The sequence below is a fragment of the Shewanella sp. 10N.286.51.B7 genome (genome assembly GCF_002873615.1).
GTDB classification, from domain to species: Bacteria; Pseudomonadota; Gammaproteobacteria; order Enterobacterales; family Shewanellaceae; genus Shewanella; species Shewanella electrodiphila.
Map to the genome: position 1 here is coordinate 46,796 of NZ_MCUF01000032.1, position 25,625 is coordinate 72,420.

Consider the following 25,625-nt stretch of genomic DNA (forward strand, 5'->3'; position numbering starts at 1 on the left):
TTATGCTTAAATTTCGCGATTAAATTAACTTTAAGCGTAGGTGACAGCATTAAAATTGCAATATGTTTCAAACTTGTTAAGTTGTAACTATCAACTTGATTTAGCAATGAGTGAGAATATGGAACAGAACGTGTTGGCAGAGCATAAAGCCGTTTACTTAACGGCAGAAGACTTGCGAGTGGCAGCTTCGATTATTTATAACGCTTACCATGATGATCCTTTCTTTATTGAAGCACTTGCTACAACAAATCAGGCAAGTTACGAGCAAAAGCTTCGCGCAGCTATTCGTGAAGAATTGACGGAGCTTTGGCAGCAAGAACAACCTTTAATTGGTTGGTTCGATGGTGTTCGCCTAATTGGCGTTGCATGTGTTATTACTCACCAAGTGCCGCTAGGGGAAAGCCGTTACTGGCATTGGCGCTTGAAAATGGTACTGGGAACAGGCTGGAATTCCACTCAGGCATTAATTAAAAAAGAACACAGCATCTTAGAAAGCTTGCCGAGTAAGCAATATGGGATCCTGCAATTTATTGCATTAACCCCTAATGAACAGAGTAAAGGTAACGGTGCAAAATTGATCGAAGCAGTATTAAGTTGGTGTGATGAACAGCCTGATTTAGATGGCATTGGGGTGTTTGTGAATAACCCTAAACATGCAGAGCTATTTGCCCGCGAAGGTTTTAATCATTTATCTGAACTTTCTATAGGTAGCGTAGATGGTGAAATATTAATTTATCCGAGTAAGTAAAAGCTTCAGTTAACAAGCTATTAGCTACCTATTATCTAACCATTAGCTAACTTCATGAAGTAGCTGATCGTTTAAGAAAAATTATTGCGTTAATTTATATTATTACAATTAGCTTCGGTTATGGATGAAAAGATGAGTGACGGTTATGAATGAAAAGATAAGTGAAAAAAAGTATCAAGACTTTAAATCTTTTTATCCTTTCTATTTATCACAACATCAAGACATAACTTGCCGGAGGCTTCATTATGTCGGCAGTGCCTTAATCATTGTGCTAATCATTGTTACTTTGTTGAATCAACAGTGGTGGCAATTATGGCTTTTGCCAGTTATTGGGTATGGTTTTGCTTGGGTAGGACACTTTGTATTTGAAAAAAATAGACCTGCCACATTTGAATATCCTTTATATAGCTTACTAGCCGACTGGGTGATGTTTGCACAAATGTTAAAAAAGCGCCTTGGTTTAGGCTCGACTTCAAGCTAACTGTTACCTATGCTTGTGAGACTTATCTCACAGTAGTGTAGGTATTCTTTCGTTATGAGTTATCTAATTTCTCACCATTTAATTTAAAGCTAAATAAAAACAGGTACTTATGTATTTGGTTGTAATATTTACTTTGTGAATATTTTGTTTCAATGGTTTTTAGGCTGATTTCGAATTCAATTATTATTTACAATGAACTTATTAAGCAATCAATGAATTAATTGAGTGAGTTACAGGATGTAGCCACAATCAAAGTTAATTGAGTTAGTGCTTAAAGTGAATAAAAATGCTTTTTCATTAGTTTTGAATGAGCGTATCAATTTCAGGATGAAACTAGGACACGCTCAAGGAATGGGCATAAGCTCAGTTAATGATTAACTGAAACAAGGATGAACCTCATCAGGAAGATGAAGGATTGCAGGAAGCAAATACTAGGACGGTATATTAGGAGTTAGCCTCTCAGTCACAAGGATAGACTGATTCAAAGGAATGAACACTCAAGTAATACTCTTCAAGGGTAGTACAAGGAAATTGAGTTAAAAGGAAAATGGAGCAAGGAGCACGTTAGTCGCATGGATGGAGCAGGGAGCACAATTTAGCAGGATAGCTAACGAAGAGTAAAATGAGCGCAACCTTATTAGGTTGCGCTTTTTTATGCTTAATTGAAATCAATATTTATGCACGCCTACTTTTATATATGCCTACTTTTATGAATGCATGTCTGCTATGTAAATGTTAAATATGTAAGTCGGTCAAAAGACTTAGCTTCTTACTTTTCCACTCGCCTTGTGAGATATATCTCACAAGCGCTGTGAGACTTAGCGCTTTTAGATTGGCTTATTTGGAGCGTTTTTATTTAAGTTGTTGTATCAGTTAGTTTAATTTTTAGTTTGGCTTTTGCTGTTTGTTGCTGCTGTGTTAATTGCGTGTTTTGTGCATATTTATTTACTCACATATTGCTTAAAATAAGCGACAAGGAAGCAGATAAGCACAGGATGTGTTTAGTAGTTTTAAACAAAACTGCTGCTAATTAAGATTTTAGCAAGTGGCTGTAACATGAGACTGATTACAATAGATTGTTGTAATGGCCTGCTCAGGATGAACCCTAGTTATTACCTTAGTTATTGATGTTGCTCATCAGGATGATGACTTATAGCACATTAATTAAGTGGACGATAAAGCGTCGTTAAGGAAAACGACAGTGTTAATGGATGACACTGACATCAGAGATGATGAAAGACTTTATGGTGAAATGGATTTTAATGTTTGGACATCAGTAAAATGGATTTACGCTGTTAAGGATAACAGTGATTGCAATGGATGCAGATAATTGAAGCAAGGATGTCATGGAAGAACCCCAAGGATGATTTAAAGGACACGCTTAAGGATTTGAGCAGGCTCGGTCAAAGGATAATCGAGTAAGAGGGACAGTACTTTAGTGTACATGGAACATCAAGGATTGAATAAGGATAGCGCACGGAGCAAGTTAGACGCATGGATGGTGCAGGGAGCACAAATATAGCTGGATGGCTTAACAAGAGTATAAGAGACCGCGACAATTTATTGCCGCGGTCTTTCTTTTGCTTAAAATTCGACTTACGTTGATATTGAAACGAGATATCAGCTAGGGCGAGTTGATTTTTACTGGTTGAATTTGTTCGAGGTAAAAAGCGAATTAAGCGCGGCGAGTGAATTGCCGCCTAGCAATCTAAGCAAATTTCACTGCAAAAAAACCTTAAAAGATCAACACACTCTAATACTCAGCCAATAAAAAACGCTATTGAGAGTGTGCTTAACCCTCTAATAGCGTTTCATCATGTGGACGTTTTATACTTTAATTAAGTAGATGCTTAATTGAAGGCTTGCTTAACGTATGCGTATTAACGGCATTTGCCAGAATTGCAGCTTGATGCGCCACCACAGCCACCAAACTTACCTTTGGCCATTGGCGCATCCATCCATTCCGGCTCTGGAAATATCGGCCAGTTAATCTTTTCTATCTTTTTGCCGTGCATATCGATGTGACCGCGGTATTGATTAATACCATCGGTACTGAATTCAAACATAAATTTTGCACGCCAACATAAGCCTGTTGTGCCACCAATACTTGGTCTTGCTGATTCCATAGCAATAGCCAACAATTGTACTTTTTGATTGGCACAAGATCTTTCAGCATAGCGACGACTGATTTCAGCCATTTGACGTAATTGCCAAAAGAATGCAGCAATAACGACAACTGCGACGATTAAAATAAAATCTGACATCATTGGCTAACGGCCCTAAATAATCCGCCGATGGCGGAAGAAAGTTTCTCACTACGGTCAGCACTTCTTAAATCGAGCAGCAGTGAATCTCGTAAACTTGGAATAGCTACGATATCAGCAAAAACTTGATTAAAGAAGTTTTGCGGTTGGTTAGCTAATACTTCAAGATAAAGTTTGCGAGTTGCATCATCTTTTAGAGCAGTCCAACTTCTTGCTGCAATTGTGATCAATAAGTTCTCATCTAACTGTTGGTAATTCACTAATAGCTTAATCGCTTTTTGCGTTAATTCTGGTTGAGATGCGAGCGCTCTAAGGTAGATATGCTTATGCTCAACTTCTGCGGCGGATAACTTATCAAATAAGGTATTAGCTAATGCATCTGAAATGGCAACGTGCTCTAAACATTGACAAATAGCAGCTTGAACCTCTAACGGTGCTAGGGTAATAGCTAAATTGATATGCTTGTCATGGTCAAACTTATCTAAGCGGACACAGACATCGGCAATACCTTGCAATCCGAGTTGTTGCCAGTTGTCACCTTGAGCATTGGTTTCATTTAAATTCGAAAAATACTGGGCTGCATATTCATATTGAGCTGATGCTTGCTGACTTAATTGCTTTTTAACCATTGCATTAAACAGTGCTAGTTTTTCTTGGCTAGGCTTAAAACTGAACGGATGATTGGCGTAGCGTTCTTGTTCTTCATCAGACAAAGCTTTAGTTGGATCACGCCCTAACGCTTCTAGGATCATTTTAATAAACTGGCTACGCTGGGCAGGCGATAACAAACCTTGCTCATCAAGGGGCAACTTTAAAAACCAAATAAAAGGCGGTTGTTCTTCACGCCAAAACACAATAGCAAACTGGGCGTGGCCTTGAATTGGAAATGGGTAAGGGGTGTTCAATGCTTCAATTTGGTTGAATAACACTGGGTCAATGTTTTCCACTCTTCGGCCTAAATCATAAACCTGAAATTGAGTGTTAGCGGTGTCTAGGAATTGGCTTAAGGTTTCGAGTTGTGTCATGGGAGTTTATTTATCGCGATTAACTTGCCGCTATTATAGGGTTAACTGGCGTCTGATGATATGATTAGTCGCACAAACAACTATGATTATTTTAAACCGTTTAAGCGAAAACCTGCCGTTATGCCTCATATTCAAACCGCTCAATATTTAATACAGTTAGAACAGCAACTAAAGCAAAGTGATTTGTGGTCTGGCTCTATACCTTCAGATACAGCGCTTGCCAGTACGGCGCCATTTGCTTGTGACTCATTGCGTTTTGAGCAGTGGCTGCAGTTCATATTCATTCCGAAAATGGGTCAGTTAATTGAGCAATGCTTACCTCTGCCGACGCAAATATCGTTAACGCCAATGGCAGAGCAAGCTTGGGTAAATCACGGTGACTTAACTGCTTTAGTTGAATTGCTGACTCAGATAGATAACTTTTTAACCCGTCAGTAAGGTGAATATAATGACAGAAGATAAATATATTAGTCCATTTGCTGATGATGAATACTTTGACGATGAAACGCTTAATACTGAGTTAGAGGAAAGCGATGAAGTCGCTCCTGAGTTAGAGATTTTATTTGAAGATGAACATATTGTGGCCATCCATAAGCCTGCCGGTTTATTGGTACATCGTTCATACTTAGCCAGAAAAGAGCGTTTTTTTGCGATGCAATTAACACGTGATTTAGTTGGATGTCATGTATTCCCTGTTCACCGCTTAGATAGGCCGACTTCAGGTGTATTGGTGTTTGCTAAAAGTAGTGAGGTGGCTAGGGCTTTATGTGAGCAGTTCGAGCTGCACCAAATTGAGAAAACCTACTTAGCATTAGTGCGGGGTAATATGCATGAAGCAGCTAGGTTGGATTACGCATTAAAAGTAGAACTTGATGATGTTGCCGACAAAAAAGCCCGCAAAGATAAACCTCCTCAAGATGCGGTGACTGACTATGCTCCTTTATTAAATACAGAAATTCCATTTAGTTCAGGTCGTTACTCGACGAGTCGTTTTTGTTTAATTAAATTAACACCGCAAACAGGACGTAAACACCAATTACGTCGTCATATGGCACATTTACGTCACCCGATCATTGGTGATACCACCCATGGTGACGGCAAACAAAATAAATTCTTCAGATCGCACTTTGAGATAAATCGACTGTGGCTGATAGCGAAATCTATTCGCTTTACCCATCCTGTCACTCAGCAATTAATGCATATTGAAACAGAGCTTGAGCAAGAGTGGTTAACGATTTTTGAACAGTTTGGTTGGCAAGAGCAACTAATTGATGAAGAGCCTATGCTGCTTGCCTAGTGCTAAATATTTAGTAATAGAAAATAGAAAATAGAAAATAGAAAAAGTTGAATAATAAAAAGAGATATCTGTCAGGGATATCTCTTTTTTCAATATTCTTTGATCGATATCATGACTGTCAATAACGAGCCAATAACAACCGCGACTATTGGACTAAAACGGACTAACTGGCCTTAAGCGGCACTTTAGTATGTTCTAGCAATACCGATTTAAGTTTTTCAAACTCTTCAATTTTTGCCAGAGGTTCACTGGTATCTTGTTGCTCACAACGAAAATAAAAATTACGGCGAATATGGGCTGATTTGTGTTGCAGTTTAAACAATCTGTGCCTGTTGGCCTGACGCATAACAGTAACCTTAACGAATGGGTAAGTTATTACTTTTGTTTGTATTTCATACTTGCAGCCTAGTATTAGAATACAGTATGGTGAAGTTATTAACCTCATAAAGCAGCGCACTGCTAAATGAATTATAGAAGTCAGTTAACTTAAAGAGAAGTATATCATGGAAAAAGTTAATTTAGTGTTTGGGACGGTATACGGTAGTGCTCAATTTGTTGCTGAAACATTGACCGATAAAATTGCCGAATTAGATTTCACGGCTAATCTGCTGCAGCCAGCCGATTTAACTGGTTATGTGCCCAGTGAAGATGAGTTATTGATTGTCGTTACTTCAACGACCGGGCAAGGCGATTTACCGGATGATATTGCCCAGTGGTTTAGTGAGCTGAAATCAGTGGCGCCATATTTACCTAAGTTGCAATACAGTATCATTGGTCTTGGGGATTCAAGTTATGAAACCTTTTGTGGTGCCGCTAAACAATTTGATGAGTTATTGTCTGAACTTGGGGCAAAAAAACTCACTGAGACATTAGAAATTGATGCATGCGAAACCATGGAACCTGAAACTGAAGCGACACAATGGATACCAGCTTGGCACGCGGCAGTTCAATCACTCGCCAGTTAAGACGACTTAGCCAGCAATGGTTTAAGTTTGCCCAGCGCCTGAGTCAGGCGCTGCTTATTCCTATTGCCATTTTACCCGCTGCCGGTGTAATGCTCGGTTTATCATTTAATCCACTCCCTTTTATTCCAGCAGAGCTGGCGACGGTTTTCTCCGCTGTTGGTAACCTCATTTTTACTATGATGCCTTTGCTTTTTGCGGTGGCTATATCTATAGGTTTTTGTAAAGATCAAGGCATTGCAGCATTTGTTGCAGTGTTTGGCTACGGGGTCTTTATATCTAGCCTAGGAGCATTTACTGCTATTTATGAGTTAAACTCCCGGCCAATATGGGGAATTGACACCATTGATACAGGTATTGCAGGCGGTATTCTTGTTGGCGCGTTAACCTGTTTTGTTGTTCGGTTAAGTCAGGATGTTAAGCTGCCTGCGATGTTTTCTTTTTTTGAAGGCCAGCGCAGCGCCGCGTTAATCATCATTCCTTTCACAATTGCTCTGGCTTTTTTACTTGCTCATATTTGGCCAACGTTAGCTTACTATATTGATTCACTATCGCTTTGGGCTGTATATCAAGATCCCGCACTTGCCTTCGGTGTTTATGGCACCATTGAACGTTTTTTGATCCCTCTTGGTTTACATCATATTTGGAATGCACCTTTTTATCTTGAAGTGGGTCAGTATTTTCATGAAGGAAAAATGGTTCGTGGTGAAATCGCACGTTATCTTGCAGGCGATCCGTTAGCGGGGAATTTAGCTGGTGGCTATTTAATTAAAATGTGGGGCTTACCTGCTGCTGCATTAGCGATTTGGCGCTGCGCAGATAAATCAGAGCGCAACCGTGTTGCCGGCATTATGTTATCAGCCGCAGCTACAAGTTGGCTTACGGGCATTACTGAGCCGATTGAGTTTGCATTTATGTTTGTGGCACCAGTGTTATTTGTTATTCATGCCATATTAACTGGGCTTGCTTATACCGTCTGTATTTTACTTGATGTTAACCATAGTGTGGTGTTTTCCCATGGGTTAATTGATTTCAGTTTATTGTTTGCTCAGTCCAGCAATACCAGTTGGTTCTGGTTTTTAGGGCCATTAACGGCCTTTATTTACTACCTTATTTTTAGAGTCAGTATTTTAGCTTTTAATTTGAAGACACCTGGTCGGTTAGAGCTTAATGACGATGGAAATAAAGAGAGTTTGAGATCAATGATCAGTGCCTTAGGTGGACCTGATAATATCGTTGAATTGAATGCTTGTTTAACTCGATTACGTATTGCGGTTGTCGATCCTAAGCTAGTTGATAAGCCTAGATTGATGAGACTGGGAGCAAAGGGCGTGATTAAAGTAGGCAAGGGGGTACAAGTCGTATTTGGTACTAAAGCAGAAAGCTTAAGAAAGCTATTGCAGAAATATCTCGACACTCGTCAGTAAAATTCAAGTTTAATTATAGAATTATCATCTTTTAAGTCATATTTTTATACATATCCTATCTCAAGGCACTTATTTAATTCGCAATCATAAAAATATATTCCTGAATATTTATTTTCTCAAATGCTGTGTTATTAATGAATGGCTATAAGCGTTTAATATTATTGATATGAGTAGTGTAATTATGAATAACTCCCCTTTAAGTCAACAAAGTGAAACTGCATCGACACCATTACCTCGGAAAATTTTAATTACTGATTGTGAAGATGCTCAAGGATTAATCGCGAACATCACAGGGGTATGTTTTGCTCATCAGCTAAACATTATCAAAAACACCGAATTTGTTGATCATCAGCAAGGCCGTTTTTTCATGCGCACCGTGTTAGAAGGCAAGATTAATGATGAAGCGTTATTGGCAGATCTTCGTCAAGTTTTACCAGAACAAAACCACATGAAGTTAGTTGATGCCGGTAAGAAGCGTATTGTGGTATTAGTGACTAAAGAAGCTCATTGCCTGGGTGATATTCTAATGAAGTCATATTACGGTGGTTTAGACGTCGAAATTGCGGCAGTCATTGGTAATTACGACATTTTACAAGGCTTAACGGAGAAGTTTGATATTCCGTTTCATTATGTGAGTCATCAAGGGCTTGATAGACAAGAACATGAACAAGCTATGCTTGAAAAGATAAAACGTTATTCGCCTGACTATATCGTGCTGGCCAAATTCATGCGTATTTTAACCCCTGAGTTTGTTGCAGAGTTTCCAAATACCATTATCAATATTCATCATTCATTCTTGCCGGCATTTATTGGCGCATCGCCTTATCGCCAGGCTTGGGAAAGGGGAGTTAAAATTATTGGTGCAACAGCGCACTTTGTGAATAACTGTTTAGATGAAGGACCAATCATTAAGCAAGATGTGATTAATGTTGATCATAGCTTTAGCGCTGAAGAAATGGCCCATAACGGCCGTGACGTTGAAAAGAGTGTATTGAGTAAAGCATTACAATTAGTGCTTGAAGAACAAGTGGTGGTGTACGGCAACAAAACCGTCGTGTTTTAAGCTGCTAGTTGGCAAAAATTCAATAAAAAAGGCTCAGTATCATCTGAGCCTTTTTACGTTAACATCGGAGTGCTTAGTGGTCGTTATGACTTATCACACTCAGTGTTTTATCGATTAATCGACGATACGTAATAATTCGTTAATGCCTACTTTACCGCGAGTTTTAGCGTCAACTTTCTTAACGATGATAGCTGCGTATAAGCTGTAAGTACCACATTTAGATGGTAGGTTACCAGAAACCACTACAGAGCCTGCAGGTACGCGGCCGTAATGCACTTCGCCAGTTTCACGGTCAAAGATACGTGTGCTTTGGCCAATGTATACGCCCATTGAAATTACGCTGCCTTCTTCAACCACAACGCCTTCAACAATTTCACTACGTGCGCCAATGAAACAGTTATCTTCAATGATTGTTGGGCCTGCTTGTAATGGCTCAAGTACGCCACCAATGCCAACACCACCTGATAAATGCACATTCTTACCAATTTGTGCACAAGAGCCAACTGTTGCCCATGTATCAACCATGGTACCTTCATCAACGAATGCGCCTAGGTTAACGTAAGATGGCATTAATACGGTGTTCTTACCGATAAATGAACCTTTACGAACGGTCGCTGGTGGAACAACACGAATAGCTTCTTCTTTAAAGCGTTCAGCTGTGTAGTCTGAGAATTTTTGTGGCACTTTATCAAAGTACTTAGTGTCACCGCCTTCAACAACTTCGTTGTCGAAAATACGGAAAGAAAGTAAAACAGCTTTCTTTAACCACTGATGTACATGCCATTCGCCGTCAATCTTTTCTGCTACGCGAGCTTGGCCTTTATCAAGCATGCTAATAACAGTTTCGATATCTGCACGAACACTTGGCTCTACCGTGCTAGGTGTGATGTCCTGACGAGCCTCAAATGCAGCTTCTATGCGTTGGCGTAATGCCTCCATTACTTTCTCCCAAATTGTGTTTATTGATGTAAAGGTTGAGTAAGCGCCTCTGAAAGCGCTTCTGATAATTGTGTTTGTTGAGCTTCGTTGAGCGCTTGGCCTTGAGCTGTTTGTAAAATAAAGAAATCTTCTGCTCTTTCACCAATGGTGGTAATTTTTGCTGATAATAACGTGATATCGCAGCGGTAAAGTACATCACCTACTTTGGCGAGTAGGCCAGGGGTGTCCAGCGCAATTAGCTCCATCATACTTGTATCATGCTTCGCACCCGGTAAGAAACTCACTTGTGTACGAACTTTAAAAGGTTTCATGATTCGTGACATCTTTCTAAACTTTGGAGGTTTAGATTTTTGTGTCGCCAATCTCTTTTCAAGCGACTTTTTAATCGACTGAATGCGTGAAAGTTGGCTGATTGGTTCGCCATCTTGCTCTAATATAACGAATGTATCTAAGGCGAAGTCATCGTTTGATGTCATGATGTTAGCATCATGAACATTTATATTTTTGTTATCTAACACTGTCATAACAGTGGCGAATAACTTGGGTTTGTCTTTGGCGTAAACAAACAGCTCGCTGCCACCACGAGTCGTGTGCTTTGAAATTAACACGAGTGGCTTTTGTTTATCATGTTTGAGTAATGCTTCAGTATGCCATGACACTTGATTGGGTTGATGACGTAAAAAATAATCATCTTTGAACCGGCTCCACAACTCATTAATCGCTTTTTGTTTAACGCCACGTCTTAATAATTCTTTTTGAGCTTTTTGCTGAATTTCAAGAACCCTGTCAGCCACATCGATTGGTTTTTCTTTGCCACGAGATAGTACCCGCTGAGTTGCAAAATATAAGTCTCTTAACAGAGAGCCTTTCCAGTTATTCCAAGCTTTGTGGTTAGTTGCGCAAATATCTGCCACGGTGAGGCAGTATAAATAACTTAAATGCACTGCATCTTGAACACGATCAGCGAATACTGCGACCACTTCAGGATCTGAAATATCGCGGCGCTGAGCGGTAACTGACATCACCAAGTGGTTTTCAACTAACCATGCCACAAGTCGCCCATCGTGATCGCTTAACCCATGTAACTTACAAAAGTCTAATGCATCAGTAGCGCCTAATTTACTGTGGTCGCCACCTCGACCTTTAGCGATGTCATGAAATATGGCGCCTAACACGAGTAAGCCTTTCTTTGGCAACTGATTTATTAGGATTGCGCCCAGTGGGAACTCATCTTTTTGATCGGGTTGGGCAAAGCGTTCAATATTTAGCAGTAATCTATGTGTATGTTCATCAACCGTGTAAGCATGGAATAAATCAAACTGCATTTGGCCTTCGATTTTACGCCATGCAGGTAAATAGGAAGATAAAATTCCATGTTTGTGCATTAACGATAATGCGGCAATCCCCCGAGGATGCTTCAAAATTGCCATGAAATATTTGCGACATTCTGGGTTATCTTGCAACGGGGCTTTTAGACGACGTCTAGCTTGTCGCAATAGACGTAATGTTGGCGCATATATACGACGGACATTAGAGTTTTTGGCAACAAGTAAAAATAGATTTAGAATTTGCTCTGGTTGTTGTTCAAATAACTGGTCATCTAATACTTCAATGTATCGACCACGACGTTGATACTTGTCATTTATTGGGTAAATGGTTAACGAAGATGACAAGCTTAATGTGGCACGCTTAAAAAGCTGTAGCAGCATTTCATTAAGCTCCATCACACGTCTTACCGTGCGATAGTAACGCTTCATCATCTGCTCTACAGCGAGCTGAGTACCATCTTCAAAGCCCATCATGCTGGCGACTTGCCTTTGTAAATCGAACAACAATCGATTTTCGTTACGTCCCGAAATCATGTGCAGGCAAAAACGCAGTTGCCATAAAAAATCCTGACATTCTAGAAATTCTGTAAGCTCAACAGGCTCTAAGAAGTCGTGTGCAACTAACTCAGATAGTGTGGCCGCATCAAAGTGACGCATGGCAACCCATGCGACAGTTTGAATATCACGTAACCCGCCAGGGCATGATTTTAAGTTGGGTTCTAAGTCAAAGGCATTTGCTCTGAGGTGACGTTGGTGCTGTTCTTCAATTTTGCCTAAGAAAAAAGTATCAGACGGCCAAAAATCTTCTTGTCTAATGGCATCATAAAGTTCATCAAACAATGCCTCTTGGCCAATAAGCAACCTGGCTTCAAGTAAATTGGTGGCGGTAGTGATATCGAGCTGACCTTGCTCTAATGTTTCTTCAATAGTGCGAACACTGTGACCGAGTTCTAATCCTGAATCCCAAAGATAGGTAATAAACTGACTGATGGCATCTTTAGCTTGTTGGCTGACACTATCTGATTGGGTTAATAATAGGAGATCGATATCTGAATGGGGATGAAGCTCGCCGCGACCATATCCGCCCACGGCAATAAGACTAATTTGATGATTATTTAAATCAAATTTGAGCCAGCTTTGTTTTAAAAGGTCATCAACAAATTGGCAACGCTGCTGCACGAGATCCGTTATTGGTTCATTAGCAGTAAATTGCTCCAATAAGCGCTGGTTAAATTCGATGAGCGTGTTTTTAGCTACCAGCGCAGTATTCATTGATGTCCTTATTTTTACTTAAAAGTTAAATTGATCTTGGGAGGTCTTCTTCGCTTCGCAAAGTCAGAACTTCAACACCTGTTTCAGTGACAAGTAATGTATGTTCCCATTGAGCTGATTTTTTACCATCTGAAGTGGTTACTGTCCAGTTATCTTCTTTATCTAAAACAGTTGTGTAACGTCCAGCATTGATCATTGGCTCGATAGTAAAACACATGCCGGCTTTTAATACTGTGTTGTCATTATTTTTATAGTGTACGACTTGTGGCTCTTCGTGAAAGCCTTCGCCAATACCGTGACCACAGTAATCTTGAACGATTGAGTACTTATCTAAACCTGATTTACTGGCTTTAATAAATTTCTCAATGGCAGTACCAATTTCGCCTAGTTTAACCCCTGGGCGAACTTTTTTAATCGCAAGGTACAAGCTTTCTTGAGCAATGCGAGCCAATCTTCTGTCTTTTGGGCTCACATCACCAATTAAAAACATTTTTGATGTATCACCGTGGAAACCATCTTTAATGACTGTGATGTCGATATTCAAGATATCGCCATCTTTTAATGTGTAGCTACTAGGGATGCCGTGACAAACCACTTCATTTACTGAAGTACAAATAGATTTTGGGAATCCGTGGTAGTTAAGCGGTGCAGAAATAGCGCCATGTTCTTCGGTAAATTTTGCACAAATGTCGTTAAGCTCATCTGTGGTTACGCCTACCTTGACGAAAGGTGCAATCATTTCTAATACTTCTGCAGCTAACTTACCAGCTACACGCATTTTTTCGATTTGTTCTGCTGTCTTGATGACTATGCTCATGAATTATCTCTTACCGTTATATCAGTCAAAAAAGGCGCAAATAAATTTGGCAAAATTTGTGCTTTACACCTAGTTATGGTATAAAGCGCGCCGTTGTGTTTAAGTCTTAATGAAGCTGTAATTTGAATAAAGTATAAATACTTTCTTCACTTACTGTTCCACTAAGCGTAAAATATGGCGGCCATTATACATGTTATAGATGGCAATTTAACTAAATACTAAATCACACACGTATCGACACATTCTTCGGGGTGCTCTTAGTGCGCTTTTTAAGCAAGCAAGAGTCGAAGGTATGGGATCCGTGGAGGTCTAACCCCCCAAATTAAGGTATATAAAATGACTACTGTTTCAATGCGCGACATGCTTCAAGCTGGTGTTCACTTCGGTCACCAAACTCGTTACTGGAATCCTAAGATGAAGCCTTTCATCTTCGGTGCTCGTAATGGTGTTCACATCATCAACCTTGAGCACACTGTGCCAATGTTCAACGAAGCACTAGCGTTCATCAGCAACGTTGCTTCTAAAAAAGGTAAAATCCTTTTTGTTGGTACTAAGCGCGCTGCTGGCGAAGCTATCAAAGAATCTGCAATGTCTTGTGACCAGTACTACGTTGATCACCGCTGGTTAGGCGGCATGTTGACTAACTGGAAAACTGTTCGTCAGTCAATCAAACGTCTTAAAGAGCTAGAAAGCCAGTCAGTAGACGGTACTTTCGACAAGCTTACTAAGAAAGAAGCGTTAATGCGTACTCGCGAGCTAGAGAAGTTAGAAAAATCTCTTGGTGGTATCAAAAACATGGGCGGCTTACCTGACGTATTATTCGTTATCGGTGCTGACCACGAGCATATCGCTATTAAAGAAGCTAACAACTTAGGTATCCCAGTTGTTGCTGTTGTTGATACTAACTCTGCTCCAGATGGCGTTAACTACATCGTTCCTGGTAACGATGATGCTATGCGTTCTATCCGTTTGTACACTTCTTCTGTTGCTGCAGCTGCTAACTCAGGCCGCGGTCAAGATTTAGCTGTTCAAGCTGAGCAAGACGGTTTCGTAGAAACTGTTTAAATAAGGCGTGATGGTTTCCATCCCCCTTATTAACCAATAAAAATTGGTGAGCAGGGGCCTTATGGGCCCCTGTTTTTAAATGCAATATTAGACGAATTAAAATAGAGGATTTAACAATGGCAATTACTGCTGCCCAAGTTAAAGAACTTCGTGACCGCACTGGCGCTGGCATGATGGACTGTAAAAAAGCATTGACTGAAACTAACGGTGATATCGAGCTAGCTATCGATAACATGCGTAAAAGTGGTGCTGCTAAAGCTGCTAAAAAAGCAGGTAACATTGCTGCTGAAGGTACTATCCTTATTCAAGGTGGCGAAGGTTACACAGCTTTATTAGAAGTTAACTGTCAAACTGACTTCGTTGCTAAAGATGGTAACTTCTTAGCGTTTGCTAATGAAGTACTAGCTGTTGCAGCTGCTTCTAAAGTATCTATTGAAGATCTTAAAGCACAATTCGAAGAAACTCGTGTTGCGCTAGTCGCTAAAATCGGTGAAAACATCAACGTTCGTCGCGTTGAATACATCGATGGTGCTGATCAAGCTTCTTACCGTCACGGCGACCGTATCGGTGTTGTTGTAACGGGTGAAGCAGATGCTGAAACGCTTAAGCACATCGCTATGCATGTTGCTGCTTCTAAGCCTGAATTCGTTAATCCAACTGACGTACCTGCTGATGTTGTTGCTCGTGAGCAAGCGCTTCAAGTAGAAATCGCGATGAACGAAGGTAAGCCTCAAGAAATCGCTGAGAAAATGGTTATCGGTCGTATGAAGAAGTTTACTGGTGAGATCTCTCTTACTGGCCAAGCTTACATCATGGAACCAAAGAAAACTGTTGGCGACATTCTTAAAGAGAAAGGCGCTTCAGTAACTAACTTCATTCGTTTAGAAGTTGGTGAAGGTATTGAGAAGAAAGAAGAAGATTTCGCTGCAGAAGTTGCTGCACAAATTGCTGCTACTAAAAAAGCGTAATTAAACATCTCTTCATACCCTAAAGCCGCAGCAACCGCTGCGGTTTTGTTATAATTAGGAAAAAATTATGAGCACCAATCCAAAACCTGCATTTAGACGCGTTCTTTTAAAGTTAAGCGGCGAAGCGTTAATGGGCGAAGAAGGCTTCGGTATTGACCCTAAAGTTCTTGACCGTATGGCGCAAGAAGTAAAGGAGTTAGTTGAACTTGGCATCCAAGTTGGGGTTGTTATTGGTGGTGGTAATCTATTCCGTGGTGAAGGCTTAGCACAAGCTGGTATGAACCGTGTTGTTGGTGACCATATGGGTATGCTTGCAACCGTAATGAATGGCTTAGCAATGCGTGATGCTTTGCATCGTGCCTATGTCAATGCTCGTTTGATGTCTGCAATTCCTTTAAAAGGTGTGTGTGACGATTATAATTGGGCAGAGGCAATCAGTTTATTAAAGTCTGGCCGAGTTGTTATTTTCGCTGCTGGTACAGGTAACCCGTTTTGCACAACTGATTCAGCTGCGTGTTTACGTGGTATTGAAATTGAAGCGGAAGTGGTATTAAAAGGAACAAAAGTTGATGGCGTATACTCAGCTGATCCTATGAAAGACCCTGAAGCTGTAAAATACGACTCATTAACTTATGATGAAGTATTAGAAAATGAATTTAAGGTGATGGACTTAGCTGCATTTACGCTAGCCCGTGACCATGACATGCCTATCTTAGTTTTCAACATGAATAAACCTGGTGCTTTACGTCGTGTTATCATGGGTGAAGAAGAAGGCACGCATATTAAAACTAAATCTTAATAGGTTAGTTTTTAGCTGACAATTTTCATTTGTACGACTGTCGACATAGTAAAATCTATGTGCCATTCTCAGAGAGTCGTTCAAATTATAAGTATTTGTGACCAAAAGGATATTTATCGTGATTGATACAATTAAAGAAGATGCTCAAGACCGTATGAACAAGTGTGTTGATGCTACTAAAAACCAAATGGCTAAAGTACGTACTGGTCGTGCTCACCCAAGCCTACTTGATTCAATTCAAGTGTCTTACTACGGTTCAATGACACCGCTTAAGCAAGTTGCAAATATTGGTATTGAAGATTCTCGTACCCTAAATGTAACCGTATTCGATGCGACTATGGTTCAAGCTGTAGAAAAAGCGATCATGAGTTCTGATTTGGGTCTTAACCCAATGACTGCGGGTAACGCAATGCGTATCCCATTGCCTGCATTAACTGAAGAACGTCGTAAAGATTTCATTAAAGTAGTACGTGGTGAAGCTGAAAATGGTCGTGTTGCCGTACGTAATGTACGTCGTGACGCTATCAGTGAAATCAAAAAGCTTGAAAAAGCGAAAGAGTGTACTGAAGATGATGTTCGTCGTAGTGAAGATGAAATTCAGAAGTTCACCGACGCAAGTATCAAAAATATTGATGGAATTTTAGCAGCTAAAGAAAAAGAATTGATGGAAGTCTAATTCTCGTCCTAGCAAAGCTAGAGTTAAAGCGCCGTGTAAGGTTATACTACACGGCGTTTGTCTATTTGAAAGGGTTGTAATAGATGTCATCCACTGTTGGATATGAGCCAAAAACACAATCGAGTGCTGATATAGAATCGTCGGAAATTTTGCCTGGTCAACTTTCTGATGTGGTTAAGCAGTCGCTTCCTAAACACGTCGCTATAATTATGGACGGTAACGGTCGCTGGGCTCAGCAACAAGGAAAGCCAAGAGTGTTTGGTCATAAGGCTGGGGTTAAAGCAGTGCGCCGCGCTGTGAGTGTCGCCAGTCAACTGGGTATTGAGTCGTTAACCTTATTCGCTTTTTCAAGCGAAAACTGGCGTAGACCAGATAAAGAAGTCAGTTTATTAATGGAATTATTTTTCTCTGTCTTACAAAGAGAAATAAAACTGTTACACAATAATCAAGTTCGATTAAATATCATTGGGGATATCAGTCGTTTTTCTGCACGTTTACAAAAACAGATCGACAAAGCACAACAACAAACTGCAGGAAATACAGGGTTGGTTCTCAATGTTGCCGCAAATTACGGCGGGCGTTGGGATATTTTACAAGCAGCTCAAAAGCTAGCAGATAAAGTCGCTCAAGGTGAAATTGAATCAAGTGAATTGACTGAAGAAACATTAAATCAACAGCTTTGCATGAATGAGCAAAATGAAGTTGATTTGATGATACGTACAGGCGGTGATTACCGTATTAGTAACTTTATTTTATGGCAGGCTGCATACGCGGAATTAGTCTTTACTGAGACTTTGTGGCCAGATTTTAATGAGCAGGCATTTAAAGATGCCCTTGCTGTTTTTGCCAGTAGGCAACGTAGATTTGGTTTGACGGGTAGTCAAATCGAAGAAATACGTGCTATTTAAAAATATTTAAGAGGCTTTTGCTTTGTTAAAACAACGAATTATTACAGTGTTATGGTTACTTCCATTAGTGATTGGCGCCATATTCTTCCTTCCTACTGAGTACTTTGCTTGGGTATTAATCCCTGTCTTTATGATTGGTGCAAAAGAGTGGGGTAGTTTTATTGACCCTAATTGCACTGCAACCCAGTGGACATTTACAGTCACTGTTTCGCTTATTCTAGTGGCGCTTAACTTCTTTGTCCCTGTCGAGAGTTTATGGCTTAAGGGGCAATTGCACCCAATTTATTTTGCCATTATTACCATTGGTCTATTTTGGTGGATTGTTAGTACAGTATTAGTATTTAGCTTTCCTAAAAGTGGTAGCGTCTGGAAAGACAGCCACATGCTTAAATCCATGTTTGGCCAATTGACACTTATCCCTTGTTTTGTATCGTTAATTACCCTTAAATCAATCAGTGCAAACGTTGACCCATACTTTGGTGCTAGTTTAGTGTTTTTAGTCATGTTAGTAGTTTGGGCTGCTGATACTGGTGCTTATTTCGCTGGACGCTCATTGGGCAAACATAAACTAATGCCAAATGTTAGCCCAAATAAGACTTTAGAAGGCTTAGGTGGTGGTTTAGCCGCGACTATGGCTGTTGTTGTTGGTGTGATGTATTACTCCCCAGAACAAGAGTTAGGTTTGGTGATAGCAGTTACCTTAATCACAGCCGTTGCTTCTGCATTTGGTGATTTATCTGAAAGCATGTTTAAACGTGCTGCCAACATTAAAGATTCAGGTAAAATCTTACCTGGACACGGCGGTGTATTAGATAGAATGGATAGCCTAACAGCGGCATTACCTGTCTTTACCTTTATTTACCTTGCGTTCTGGATTTAATTTACCATGCAAAATATGGTTATTCTTGGAGCCACGGGCTCGATTGGTAGCAGCACATTAAGTGTGATGAGTCATAACCCTGAGCAGTTTAAGGTTTATGGTCTAGTGGCCAATTCAAGCGTGGATAAAATGTTAGCGCTGTGTATTAAGCACCAACCACGTTTTGCGCATATGGTGGATGCAACAGCTGCGAAAACACTTAAGTCAATGTTGCCAGCTAACCTTGCGACAGAAGTTATTACCGGTGAAGATGAACTGATTGGCTTAGTGACTTCATCCAGTGTTGATACTGTGATGGCAGCAATTGTTGGCGCAGCGGGGCTAAGATCTACATTTGCAGCTGTAAAAGCAGGTAAAAGAGTATTGTTAGCCAATAAAGAAGCCTTGGTAATGTCCGGTGAGCTCTTTATGAATACGACTCGCGACAGTGGCGCCACGTTACTTCCAGTCGATAGTGAGCACAATGCGATTTTTCAATGCATGCCAGCAGAAGTGCAATCAAATCTTGGCCAATGTGATTTATCCGCTGCGGGTATTTCGCATATTTTGCTGACAGGTTCAGGTGGACCATTTTTAACAGCAGATCTTGCGACGTTAGATGCGATGACCCCTGCTCAAGCTTGTAATCACCCTAATTGGTCAATGGGGCCTAAAATATCAGTTGATTCAGCGACTATGATGAACAAAGGTCTTGAGTTTATTGAGGCTCGTTGGTTGTTTAATACCAATGCCGAACAACTCAAAGTTGTTATTCATCCTCAAAGCGTCATTCATTCAATGGTGCAGTATTTAGATGGCTCGGTTATCGCGCAAATGGGTAACCCAGATATGCGTACACCGATTGCTCACTGTATGTCTTTTCCTGAAAGAATTTACGCTGGAGTTGAACCTTTGGATTTTTTCAAAGTCCGAGAATTAAGCTTCTGTGAACCTGACTATAATCGTTTCCCTTGTTTAGCACTGGCAATGCAAGCCTGCGAAAAAGGCCAAGAAGCAACAACAGTGTTAAATGCTGCCAACGAAATAGCCGTTGACGCATTCTTACAGCAACAAATTAAATTTACAGATATCGCTCGCATTAACGAGGTTTGTTTAGAAAAAACGCCTCAATCTTCATTAAGCAGTATCGAAGATATTATGAGTTTAGATGCACAAGCTCGTACTATCGCTAAAGAAGCAATCAAAGCAATTAACTAGTTCGTAGGAGAACGATGTTCGATTTTTTTTGGAACCTAGGGTCATTTATTGTCGCACTGGGTATTTTGATTACTGCACATGAATACGGACATTTTTGGGTCGCACGTCGTTGTGGTATCAAAGTAGAACGTTTTTCTATTGGTTTTGGTAAAACCTTATGGCGCAAAATAGGCAAAGATGGAACTGAATACGTCATTGCAATGTTGCCATTGGGTGGCTATGTCAAAATGCTGGATGAACGTGTTGAAGACGTACCTGATGAGTTGAAAGATCAAGCTTTCAATCGTAAAACTGTTTGGCAACGTATTGCTGTAGTTTCAGCGGGTCCCATTGCTAACTTTTTGTTCGCGATAGTTGCCTTGTACATTATGTACATGATTGGTGTTTCTTCCCTGAAGCCTGTCATTGATACAACAAGAGCGAATACACCTGCGGCACAAATTCAGCTGCAAGAACCTATGCAAATTGTTTCAGTGTCAGGGCAAAAGGTGAGAAACTGGGAAGAAGTTAACCTTGCATTGGTGAGTCATATAGGTGGTACAGAGCTGGATATTAGCCTAATGCCGCTTTCTTTATCTGCACAAAATACTTCAGCACAAGAACAAGCTCAAGTAACAACGTATCAGCTGGATATCAGAAATTGGCAATTTGATCCTGATAAAGAGTCACCGATTACAGCAATGGGATTGGGTATTTATCGCCCTGGTATTGAACCTATTATTGCTTTGGTTACTAAAGGCAGTGCTGCTGAGATGGCAGGGTTAGCTTTAGGCGACGAAATCCTCGAAATTAATCGTCAGCCTTATCAAGATTGGAATGGTTTTGTAGATGTGATACAAACGTCTGCGGACAAAGATGTAGAACTAACTGTTCTAAGAGAAAACAAACAAAAGACCATCATTGTTACTCCTCAGGCGCAGACAAATGCTAATGGGGAAACAATTGGCGTAGTAGGTGTTAGCCCGACTCAAATTGATTGGCCTGAAAGTATGCGCTTCCAGCTTGAGTATGGCATAGTAGATTCCTTTACAGCTGCTGCAGATAAAACATGGCAACTGGTGGTTGTCAGTTTTAAAATGATTGGAAAACTATTTACCGGCGATGTGTCGGTGAAAAACTTGAGCGGTCCGATTTCTATAGCCCAAGGTGCTGGTACCAGTGCTGACTATGGATTGGTGTATTTTCTCGGGTTTATCGCACTCATCAGTGTGAACTTAGGCATCATAAACTTAATGCCTTTGCCAGTGCTTGATGGGGGACACTTGCTGTATTACTTTATCGAAGTGATTACGGGTAAGCCTGTACCAGAGAAGGTACAGGATATAGGATTCAGGTTTGGTGCGGCTATGCTGCTGTTGTTAATGAGCGTTGCGCTTTTTAACGATTTTTCCAGACTCTGAGCAGGGAACACAAATAATTAGAAGTGCTCTATGAGATTGAATAAACTTTTTGCCTCGATGATTTTAGTCGGCGCGTCATTTTCAGGCAATGGTGTGGCTGAGACTTTCCAACCATTTGAAGTGACCGACATCCAGATTGATGGTTTACAACGAGTTGCACTAGGTGCTGCCTTGTTAAGTCTCCCCGTTAAAGTGGGCGATACTGTTGACCAAGTAAAATTACAACAAGCGATTAAAAGCTTGTACGCCTCCACTAACTTTGAAACGATCAATGTTGCCCGTGAAGACGGCGTATTGATTGTGACTGTAAAAGAACGTGCAACAATCAGTGCAGTTACCTTTGAAGGTAACAAAGATATTAAAGATGAGCAGCTTCAAGAAAGCTTGGATGGCTCAGGTATTAAGATCGGTGAGTCACTTGATAGAACCATGTTATCTGGCATTGAAAAAGGCCTACAGGATTTCTATTACGGTGTGGGTAAATACGGTGCAAAAGTTGAAGCGGAAGTTATCAATTTACCTCGTAACCGTGTTGAACTTAAATTCAACTTCACTGAAGGCTTAGCGGCTGAAATTCGCCAAATTAACGTGGTGGGTAACTCAGTATTTTCAGACTCTGAAATTATCGGCTTACTTGAGCTTAAAGATTATGTGGCTTGGTGGGATTTATTCGGTGAACGCCGTTATCAAAAACAAAAGCTTCAAGCTGACTTAGAGACGGTTAAAACCTATTATCATAATCAGGGTTATATTCGATTTGAAGTCAGTTCAACTCAAGTTGCAATGACTCCAGATAGAAAGGGACTTTATATCACCATCAATGTTGATGAAGGTGAAAAATATAAAGTGTCTGAAGTTAACTTAACCGGCGAACTAATGGGCCGCGAAAAGTTAATGAAGGCTATTTTGCCAATCAAAGAAGGCGATATGTACAACGGCGGTGATGTGACTTTCACCGAAGAAATGTACAGTAAATATTTAGGCCGTTTTGGTTATGCATACCCAGAAGTTAAAACTTTCCCAGAAATTAACGACGAAACCAAAGAGGTTTCATTAAACATTAATGTTAATCCAGGTAAGCGTGTCTACGTTCGCTCAATCAACTTCAGTGGTAACGCGGTTACCAAAGATGAAGTCATGCGTCGTGAACTGCGCCAAATGGAAGGTGCATGGTTGAACTCGGCGCAAGTTGAGCAATCAAAATCGCGTTTGAATCGTTTGGGTTACTTTGAAACAGTAGATACCGAGACTGTACAAGTTCCAGGTAGCGATGATTTAGTTGACGTTGCATTTAATGTCAAAGAGCAACCTTCAGGTTCGTTTAATGCTGGTGTGGGTTACGGTACTGAGTCTGGTTTAAGTCTTCAGTTTGGTGTTCAGCAAAGTAACTTCTTAGGTACTGGTAATCAGGCTGGTGTCAGCTTGAATACTAACAAGTACTCTAAAAATGTTAACTTTTCTTATACTGACCCATATTTCACTAAAGATGGCGTGAGTTTAGGCGGGAGTATTTACTGGAATGAATTTGATGCGAACGAGGCTAACCTTGAGCGTTATAAAAATAAATCATACGGCATCGCGTTAAACTCAGGTTTTCCGATCAATGAATATAACCGCTTAAATGGTGGCATTGGTTATCGTCATAACTCGATTTCAGAAATTTCAGCATATGAACAAGCATTGCGTTTTTATAATGTATATCGTGAGTCTGATGACCCTAATGCTGATTTAAGTTTTGATAACTTTGAGCTTAATGGCGGCTGGTCTCGTAGTACGTTAAACCGTGGTACGTTCCCAACTGATGGTTCGTCACAGCGCTTTAGTGCTAAGGCGACAATTCCTGGTTCAGATTTGCAGTATTTTAAAACTGATTTAGATACTAACTTCTATTTACCATTAACCCGAAATCACGGCTTTGTATTATTGACACGAGCTCGATTAGGTTACGCGAATGGTTATGGTAGCTTCAACCAGAACGATCAAATTTTACCATTCTGGGAAAATTATTATTCTGGTGGTAGTAGTTCATTACGTGGCTTTAAGTCTAACTCTGTTGGCCCACGTTCATTCTATCTCTACCGTGGTAGTGAACCATGTGCACCGGATCCATCTGGTGACAGCTGTTCTTTACCTGGTGAGCCTAACCAAATTCAAGTGAGTTCTGGTCGTTCTATTGGTGGTAACGCCATTGCGACTGCGAGTATGGAAATGATTGTACCAACTCCGTTCTTGGATGAGGCTTATTCTAATTCAGTACGTACTAGTTTCTTCGTTGATGCCGGTAACGTATGGGATACCGAGTTTGATTATGACTCGTATAGATATCTTCCAGCCGATCAGTTTGATAAATTGGAAGATTATAGTGACCCAAGTCGAATCCGTGCCTCTTGGGGTATGAGTGTTCAATGGTTATCACCGATGGGACCTATGGTGTTTAGCTTGGCTTGGCCGATTAAAGAATACGAAGATGATGAAACTGAAATATTTTCGTTTAATATTGGCAAAACATTCTAAAACAAATATATTCGGCAAGTTTTGCTGATCATAACAAGGAGTCTATTTTGAAAAAGATGGTAAATCGCGCGTTAGTAACAATGGCATTTTTAAGTGCACCTATGATGGCACATGCTGAAAAAATTGCTGTGGTTGATATGGGCGAAGTATTTGAGCAATTACCTCAACGTGAACAAATTTCACAATCACTAAAAACTGAATTTGGTGATCGAGTTGCTGAAGTACAAAAAATGCAGGAAGAAATGCGTACTATGGTTGAAAAGCAGCAACGTGACGGTGCGTTGATGAGCGAAAGCCAAAAAACAGATCTTGTTCGTAAAATGGAGTCATTAAAATCAGACTTCCAACTTAAAGGCAAAGCACTAGATGAAGACATGCGTCGTCGTCAAGGTGAAGAGCAAAACAAGCTGTTAGTTCAAGTTCAACAGGCTATTGACACCATCGCTGAAAAAGAATCATATGATATCGTTCTTCAACGTGGTGCAGTTATTTACGTTAAGCCTGACGCTGACATCAGCGATAAAGTTGTTCAAGTGTTAAGTAAAGGCAACTAATGAAAACTGTGACTTTAAAAGAGCTTGGTCAGCTGTTGGGCGCATCAATAAAAGGTGACGAATCATTGGTCATAACCAGTGTAGCGACCTTAGAAGATGCGACTCAAGATCAACTTTCTTTTTTAGCCAATAGTAAGTACCGTGCACAGCTTGAGGCTTCTCAAGCTGGTGCGGTGTTATTGAGTGAAAAAGATGCTGAAGATTACCAAGGTAATGCTTTAGTTTTGAAAGATCCTTATGTCGGCTTTGCCCGAATAGCTCAACTTCTCGATACCACTCCGAAAGTGACTACTGGCATTCATCCGTCAGCTCAAATCGACCCTTCTGCTCAATTAGGCGATAATGTGGCTATTGCTGCCAATGCTGTCGTGGGCGCAAATGTCATTATTGGCAATGATGTTCAAATAGGTGCAGGCTCTGTTGTCGGAGAAAAATCTATTATTGGTTCTGGGACTTGCTTAAAAGCGAATGTTACTTTTTACCATAATGTCATTGTAGGTCAGGATTGTATTTTCCACTCAGGTTCTATCATCGGTTCTGATGGTTTTGGTTATGCTAATGAAAAAGGTAACTGGATTAAGATACCGCAAACTGGTGGAGTGAGAATCGGCGATAAAGTCGAGATCGGTGCAGGAACAACTGTTGATTGTGGCGCACTTTCTCCTACAGAAATTCATGATGGTGTGATAATCGACAACCAAGTGCAAATTGCACACAACTGTATTATTGGCCAGAATACTGCAATAGCGGGTGCCACAATTATTGCAGGTAGCACAAAAATTGGTAAGTATTGTATTTTTGGTGGCGGCTGTGGTGTTTCAGGGCATTTAAATGTCGTTGACGGGACTCAAGTATCTGGTAGTACCAATGTAACTAGTGATATTCGTAAACCAGGTCTGTATTCATCTGCTACAATTGCAATGGATAACAAGACGTGGCGTCGTAATACTGTTCGTTTTCGCCACTTAGACGAATTATTCAATCGTGTTAAAACGATTGAAAAGAAAATCAAAGATTAGAAGTCATGGCTCGACAGAGCCA

24 protein-coding genes are annotated in these 25,625 nt (G+C 40.4%); 18 read left to right on the forward strand and 6 right to left on the reverse strand.

The genetic code is table 11. The features are described from left to right. The first annotated feature begins 118 nt into the window (after positions 1 to 118). Both BCU84_RS09575 and BCU84_RS09580 read left to right on the forward strand, forming a co-directional pair. Entirely contained in the window at positions 119 to 748 is a 630-nt protein-coding gene (locus BCU84_RS09575) for a GNAT family N-acetyltransferase (protein ID WP_102527869.1), read from the forward strand. Between the two features lie 145 nt (positions 749 to 893). After that, the gene (locus BCU84_RS09580; RefSeq protein WP_102527870.1) at positions 894 to 1,229 is read left to right on the forward strand and encodes a DUF962 domain-containing protein; all 336 of its coding nucleotides are present in this window, start codon (positions 894 to 896) and stop codon (positions 1,227 to 1,229) included. A 1,880-nt stretch (positions 1,230 to 3,109) separates the two neighbouring features. Here the strand turns inward: BCU84_RS09580 and BCU84_RS09585 are convergent. After that, positions 3,110 to 3,496: a DUF3301 domain-containing protein gene (locus tag BCU84_RS09585; protein WP_102527871.1), complete on the reverse strand. Its 387-nt coding sequence runs from the start codon at positions 3,494 to 3,496 to the stop codon at positions 3,110 to 3,112. Next, complete coding sequence (locus BCU84_RS09590; RefSeq protein ID WP_102527872.1) at positions 3,493 to 4,518, reverse strand: DUF3549 family protein; 1,026 nt, start codon at positions 4,516 to 4,518, stop codon at positions 3,493 to 3,495. The genes BCU84_RS09585 and BCU84_RS09590 overlap by 4 nt, the downstream gene beginning before the upstream one ends. A 60-nt stretch (positions 4,519 to 4,578) precedes the next feature. Here BCU84_RS09590 and BCU84_RS09595 point away from each other — a divergent pair, with 60 nt between their 5' ends. Then, entirely contained in the window at positions 4,579 to 4,956 is a 378-nt protein-coding gene (locus tag BCU84_RS09595; protein WP_324295146.1) for a YqcC family protein, read from the forward strand. A gap of 10 nt (positions 4,957 to 4,966) precedes the next feature. Then, complete coding sequence (gene truC, locus BCU84_RS09600; RefSeq protein ID WP_102527873.1) at positions 4,967 to 5,815, forward strand: tRNA pseudouridine(65) synthase TruC; 849 nt, start codon at positions 4,967 to 4,969, stop codon at positions 5,813 to 5,815. Positions 5,816 to 5,978: 163 nt separating this feature from the next. On the opposite strand, the gene BCU84_RS09605 is transcribed toward truC, so the two are convergent. Continuing rightward, on the reverse strand, positions 5,979 to 6,161 hold the full coding sequence (locus tag BCU84_RS09605; protein WP_102527874.1) for a hypothetical protein: 183 nt from the start codon (positions 6,159 to 6,161) through the stop codon (positions 5,979 to 5,981). Positions 6,162 to 6,318: 157 nt separating this feature from the next. On the opposite strand from BCU84_RS09605, the gene BCU84_RS09610 reads away from it, so the two are divergent. The 3 genes from BCU84_RS09610 (at position 6,319) to purU (ending at position 9,267) form a co-directional block, all read left to right on the forward strand. Continuing rightward, a complete protein-coding gene (locus tag BCU84_RS09610; protein WP_102527875.1) occupies positions 6,319 to 6,780 on the forward strand; it encodes a flavodoxin in 462 nt (153 codons plus the stop codon). Continuing rightward, complete coding sequence (locus BCU84_RS09615) at positions 6,735 to 8,204, forward strand: PTS transporter subunit EIIC (RefSeq protein WP_102527876.1); 1,470 nt, start codon at positions 6,735 to 6,737, stop codon at positions 8,202 to 8,204. The genes BCU84_RS09610 and BCU84_RS09615 overlap by 46 nt, the downstream gene beginning before the upstream one ends. 181 nt (positions 8,205 to 8,385) lie before the next feature. Next, complete coding sequence (purU, locus tag BCU84_RS09620; RefSeq protein ID WP_102527877.1) at positions 8,386 to 9,267, forward strand: formyltetrahydrofolate deformylase; 882 nt, start codon at positions 8,386 to 8,388, stop codon at positions 9,265 to 9,267. A 114-nt stretch (positions 9,268 to 9,381) separates the two neighbouring features. Here purU and dapD read toward each other — a convergent pair whose 3' ends face one another. Genes dapD through map form a run of 3 tightly spaced genes read right to left on the reverse strand, consistent with a single transcriptional unit; the run spans position 9,382 to position 13,623 of the window. Beyond that, positions 9,382 to 10,206 (reverse strand): 2,3,4,5-tetrahydropyridine-2,6-dicarboxylate N-succinyltransferase, encoded by an 825-nt coding sequence (dapD, locus tag BCU84_RS09625; protein ID WP_102527878.1) that lies wholly within the window; start codon positions 10,204 to 10,206, stop codon positions 9,382 to 9,384. Between the two features lie 20 nt (positions 10,207 to 10,226). Next, entirely contained in the window at positions 10,227 to 12,806 is a 2,580-nt protein-coding gene (glnD, locus tag BCU84_RS09630) for a bifunctional uridylyltransferase/uridylyl-removing protein GlnD (RefSeq protein ID WP_102527879.1), read from the reverse strand. A 25-nt stretch (positions 12,807 to 12,831) separates the two neighbouring features. Beyond that, positions 12,832 to 13,623 (reverse strand): type I methionyl aminopeptidase, encoded by a 792-nt coding sequence (gene map / locus BCU84_RS09635; RefSeq protein ID WP_102527880.1) that lies wholly within the window; start codon positions 13,621 to 13,623, stop codon positions 12,832 to 12,834. A 336-nt stretch (positions 13,624 to 13,959) separates the two neighbouring features. Between map and rpsB the strand changes: the two genes are divergently transcribed. From rpsB to lpxD, 11 genes are all read left to right on the forward strand, one after another. Further along, the gene (rpsB, locus tag BCU84_RS09640; RefSeq protein ID WP_102527881.1) at positions 13,960 to 14,688 is read left to right on the forward strand and encodes a 30S ribosomal protein S2; all 729 of its coding nucleotides are present in this window, start codon (positions 13,960 to 13,962) and stop codon (positions 14,686 to 14,688) included. Positions 14,689 to 14,804: 116 nt separating this feature from the next. Then, positions 14,805 to 15,656, forward strand: coding sequence for a translation elongation factor Ts (tsf, locus tag BCU84_RS09645; RefSeq protein WP_102527882.1), 852 nt, complete (start codon positions 14,805 to 14,807; stop codon positions 15,654 to 15,656). Positions 15,657 to 15,723: 67 nt separating this feature from the next. Next, positions 15,724 to 16,455 carry a UMP kinase gene (pyrH, locus tag BCU84_RS09650; RefSeq protein WP_102527883.1) on the forward strand — a complete coding sequence of 244 codons (732 nt, stop codon included), beginning with the start codon at positions 15,724 to 15,726 and terminating at the stop codon, positions 16,453 to 16,455. A gap of 118 nt (positions 16,456 to 16,573) precedes the next feature. Next, a complete protein-coding gene (frr, locus tag BCU84_RS09655; protein WP_102527884.1) occupies positions 16,574 to 17,131 on the forward strand; it encodes a ribosome recycling factor in 558 nt (185 codons plus the stop codon). An 83-nt stretch (positions 17,132 to 17,214) separates the two neighbouring features. Beyond that, positions 17,215 to 18,039: an isoprenyl transferase gene (locus BCU84_RS09660; RefSeq protein ID WP_102527885.1), complete on the forward strand. Its 825-nt coding sequence runs from the start codon at positions 17,215 to 17,217 to the stop codon at positions 18,037 to 18,039. Positions 18,040 to 18,061: 22 nt separating this feature from the next. Then, positions 18,062 to 18,919, forward strand: coding sequence for a phosphatidate cytidylyltransferase (locus tag BCU84_RS09665; protein WP_102527886.1), 858 nt, complete (start codon positions 18,062 to 18,064; stop codon positions 18,917 to 18,919). A gap of 6 nt (positions 18,920 to 18,925) precedes the next feature. After that, positions 18,926 to 20,116, forward strand: coding sequence for a 1-deoxy-D-xylulose-5-phosphate reductoisomerase (gene ispC, locus BCU84_RS09670; RefSeq protein ID WP_102527887.1), 1,191 nt, complete (start codon positions 18,926 to 18,928; stop codon positions 20,114 to 20,116). 14 nt (positions 20,117 to 20,130) lie between these two features. Beyond that, positions 20,131 to 21,516 carry a sigma E protease regulator RseP gene (gene rseP, locus BCU84_RS09675; protein ID WP_102527888.1) on the forward strand — a complete coding sequence of 462 codons (1,386 nt, stop codon included), beginning with the start codon at positions 20,131 to 20,133 and terminating at the stop codon, positions 21,514 to 21,516. Positions 21,517 to 21,546: 30 nt separating this feature from the next. Continuing rightward, a complete protein-coding gene (gene bamA, locus BCU84_RS09680; protein ID WP_102527889.1) occupies positions 21,547 to 24,030 on the forward strand; it encodes an outer membrane protein assembly factor BamA in 2,484 nt (827 codons plus the stop codon). Positions 24,031 to 24,086: 56 nt separating this feature from the next. Next, positions 24,087 to 24,584, forward strand: a complete 498-nt coding sequence (locus BCU84_RS09685) for an OmpH family outer membrane protein (RefSeq protein WP_102527890.1) — start codon at positions 24,087 to 24,089, stop codon at positions 24,582 to 24,584. Further along, positions 24,584 to 25,603, forward strand: a complete 1,020-nt coding sequence (lpxD, locus tag BCU84_RS09690) for a UDP-3-O-(3-hydroxymyristoyl)glucosamine N-acyltransferase (protein WP_102527891.1) — start codon at positions 24,584 to 24,586, stop codon at positions 25,601 to 25,603. Before BCU84_RS09685 ends, lpxD begins: the two co-directional genes overlap by 1 nt. Positions 25,604 to 25,625 lie beyond the last annotated feature (22 nt).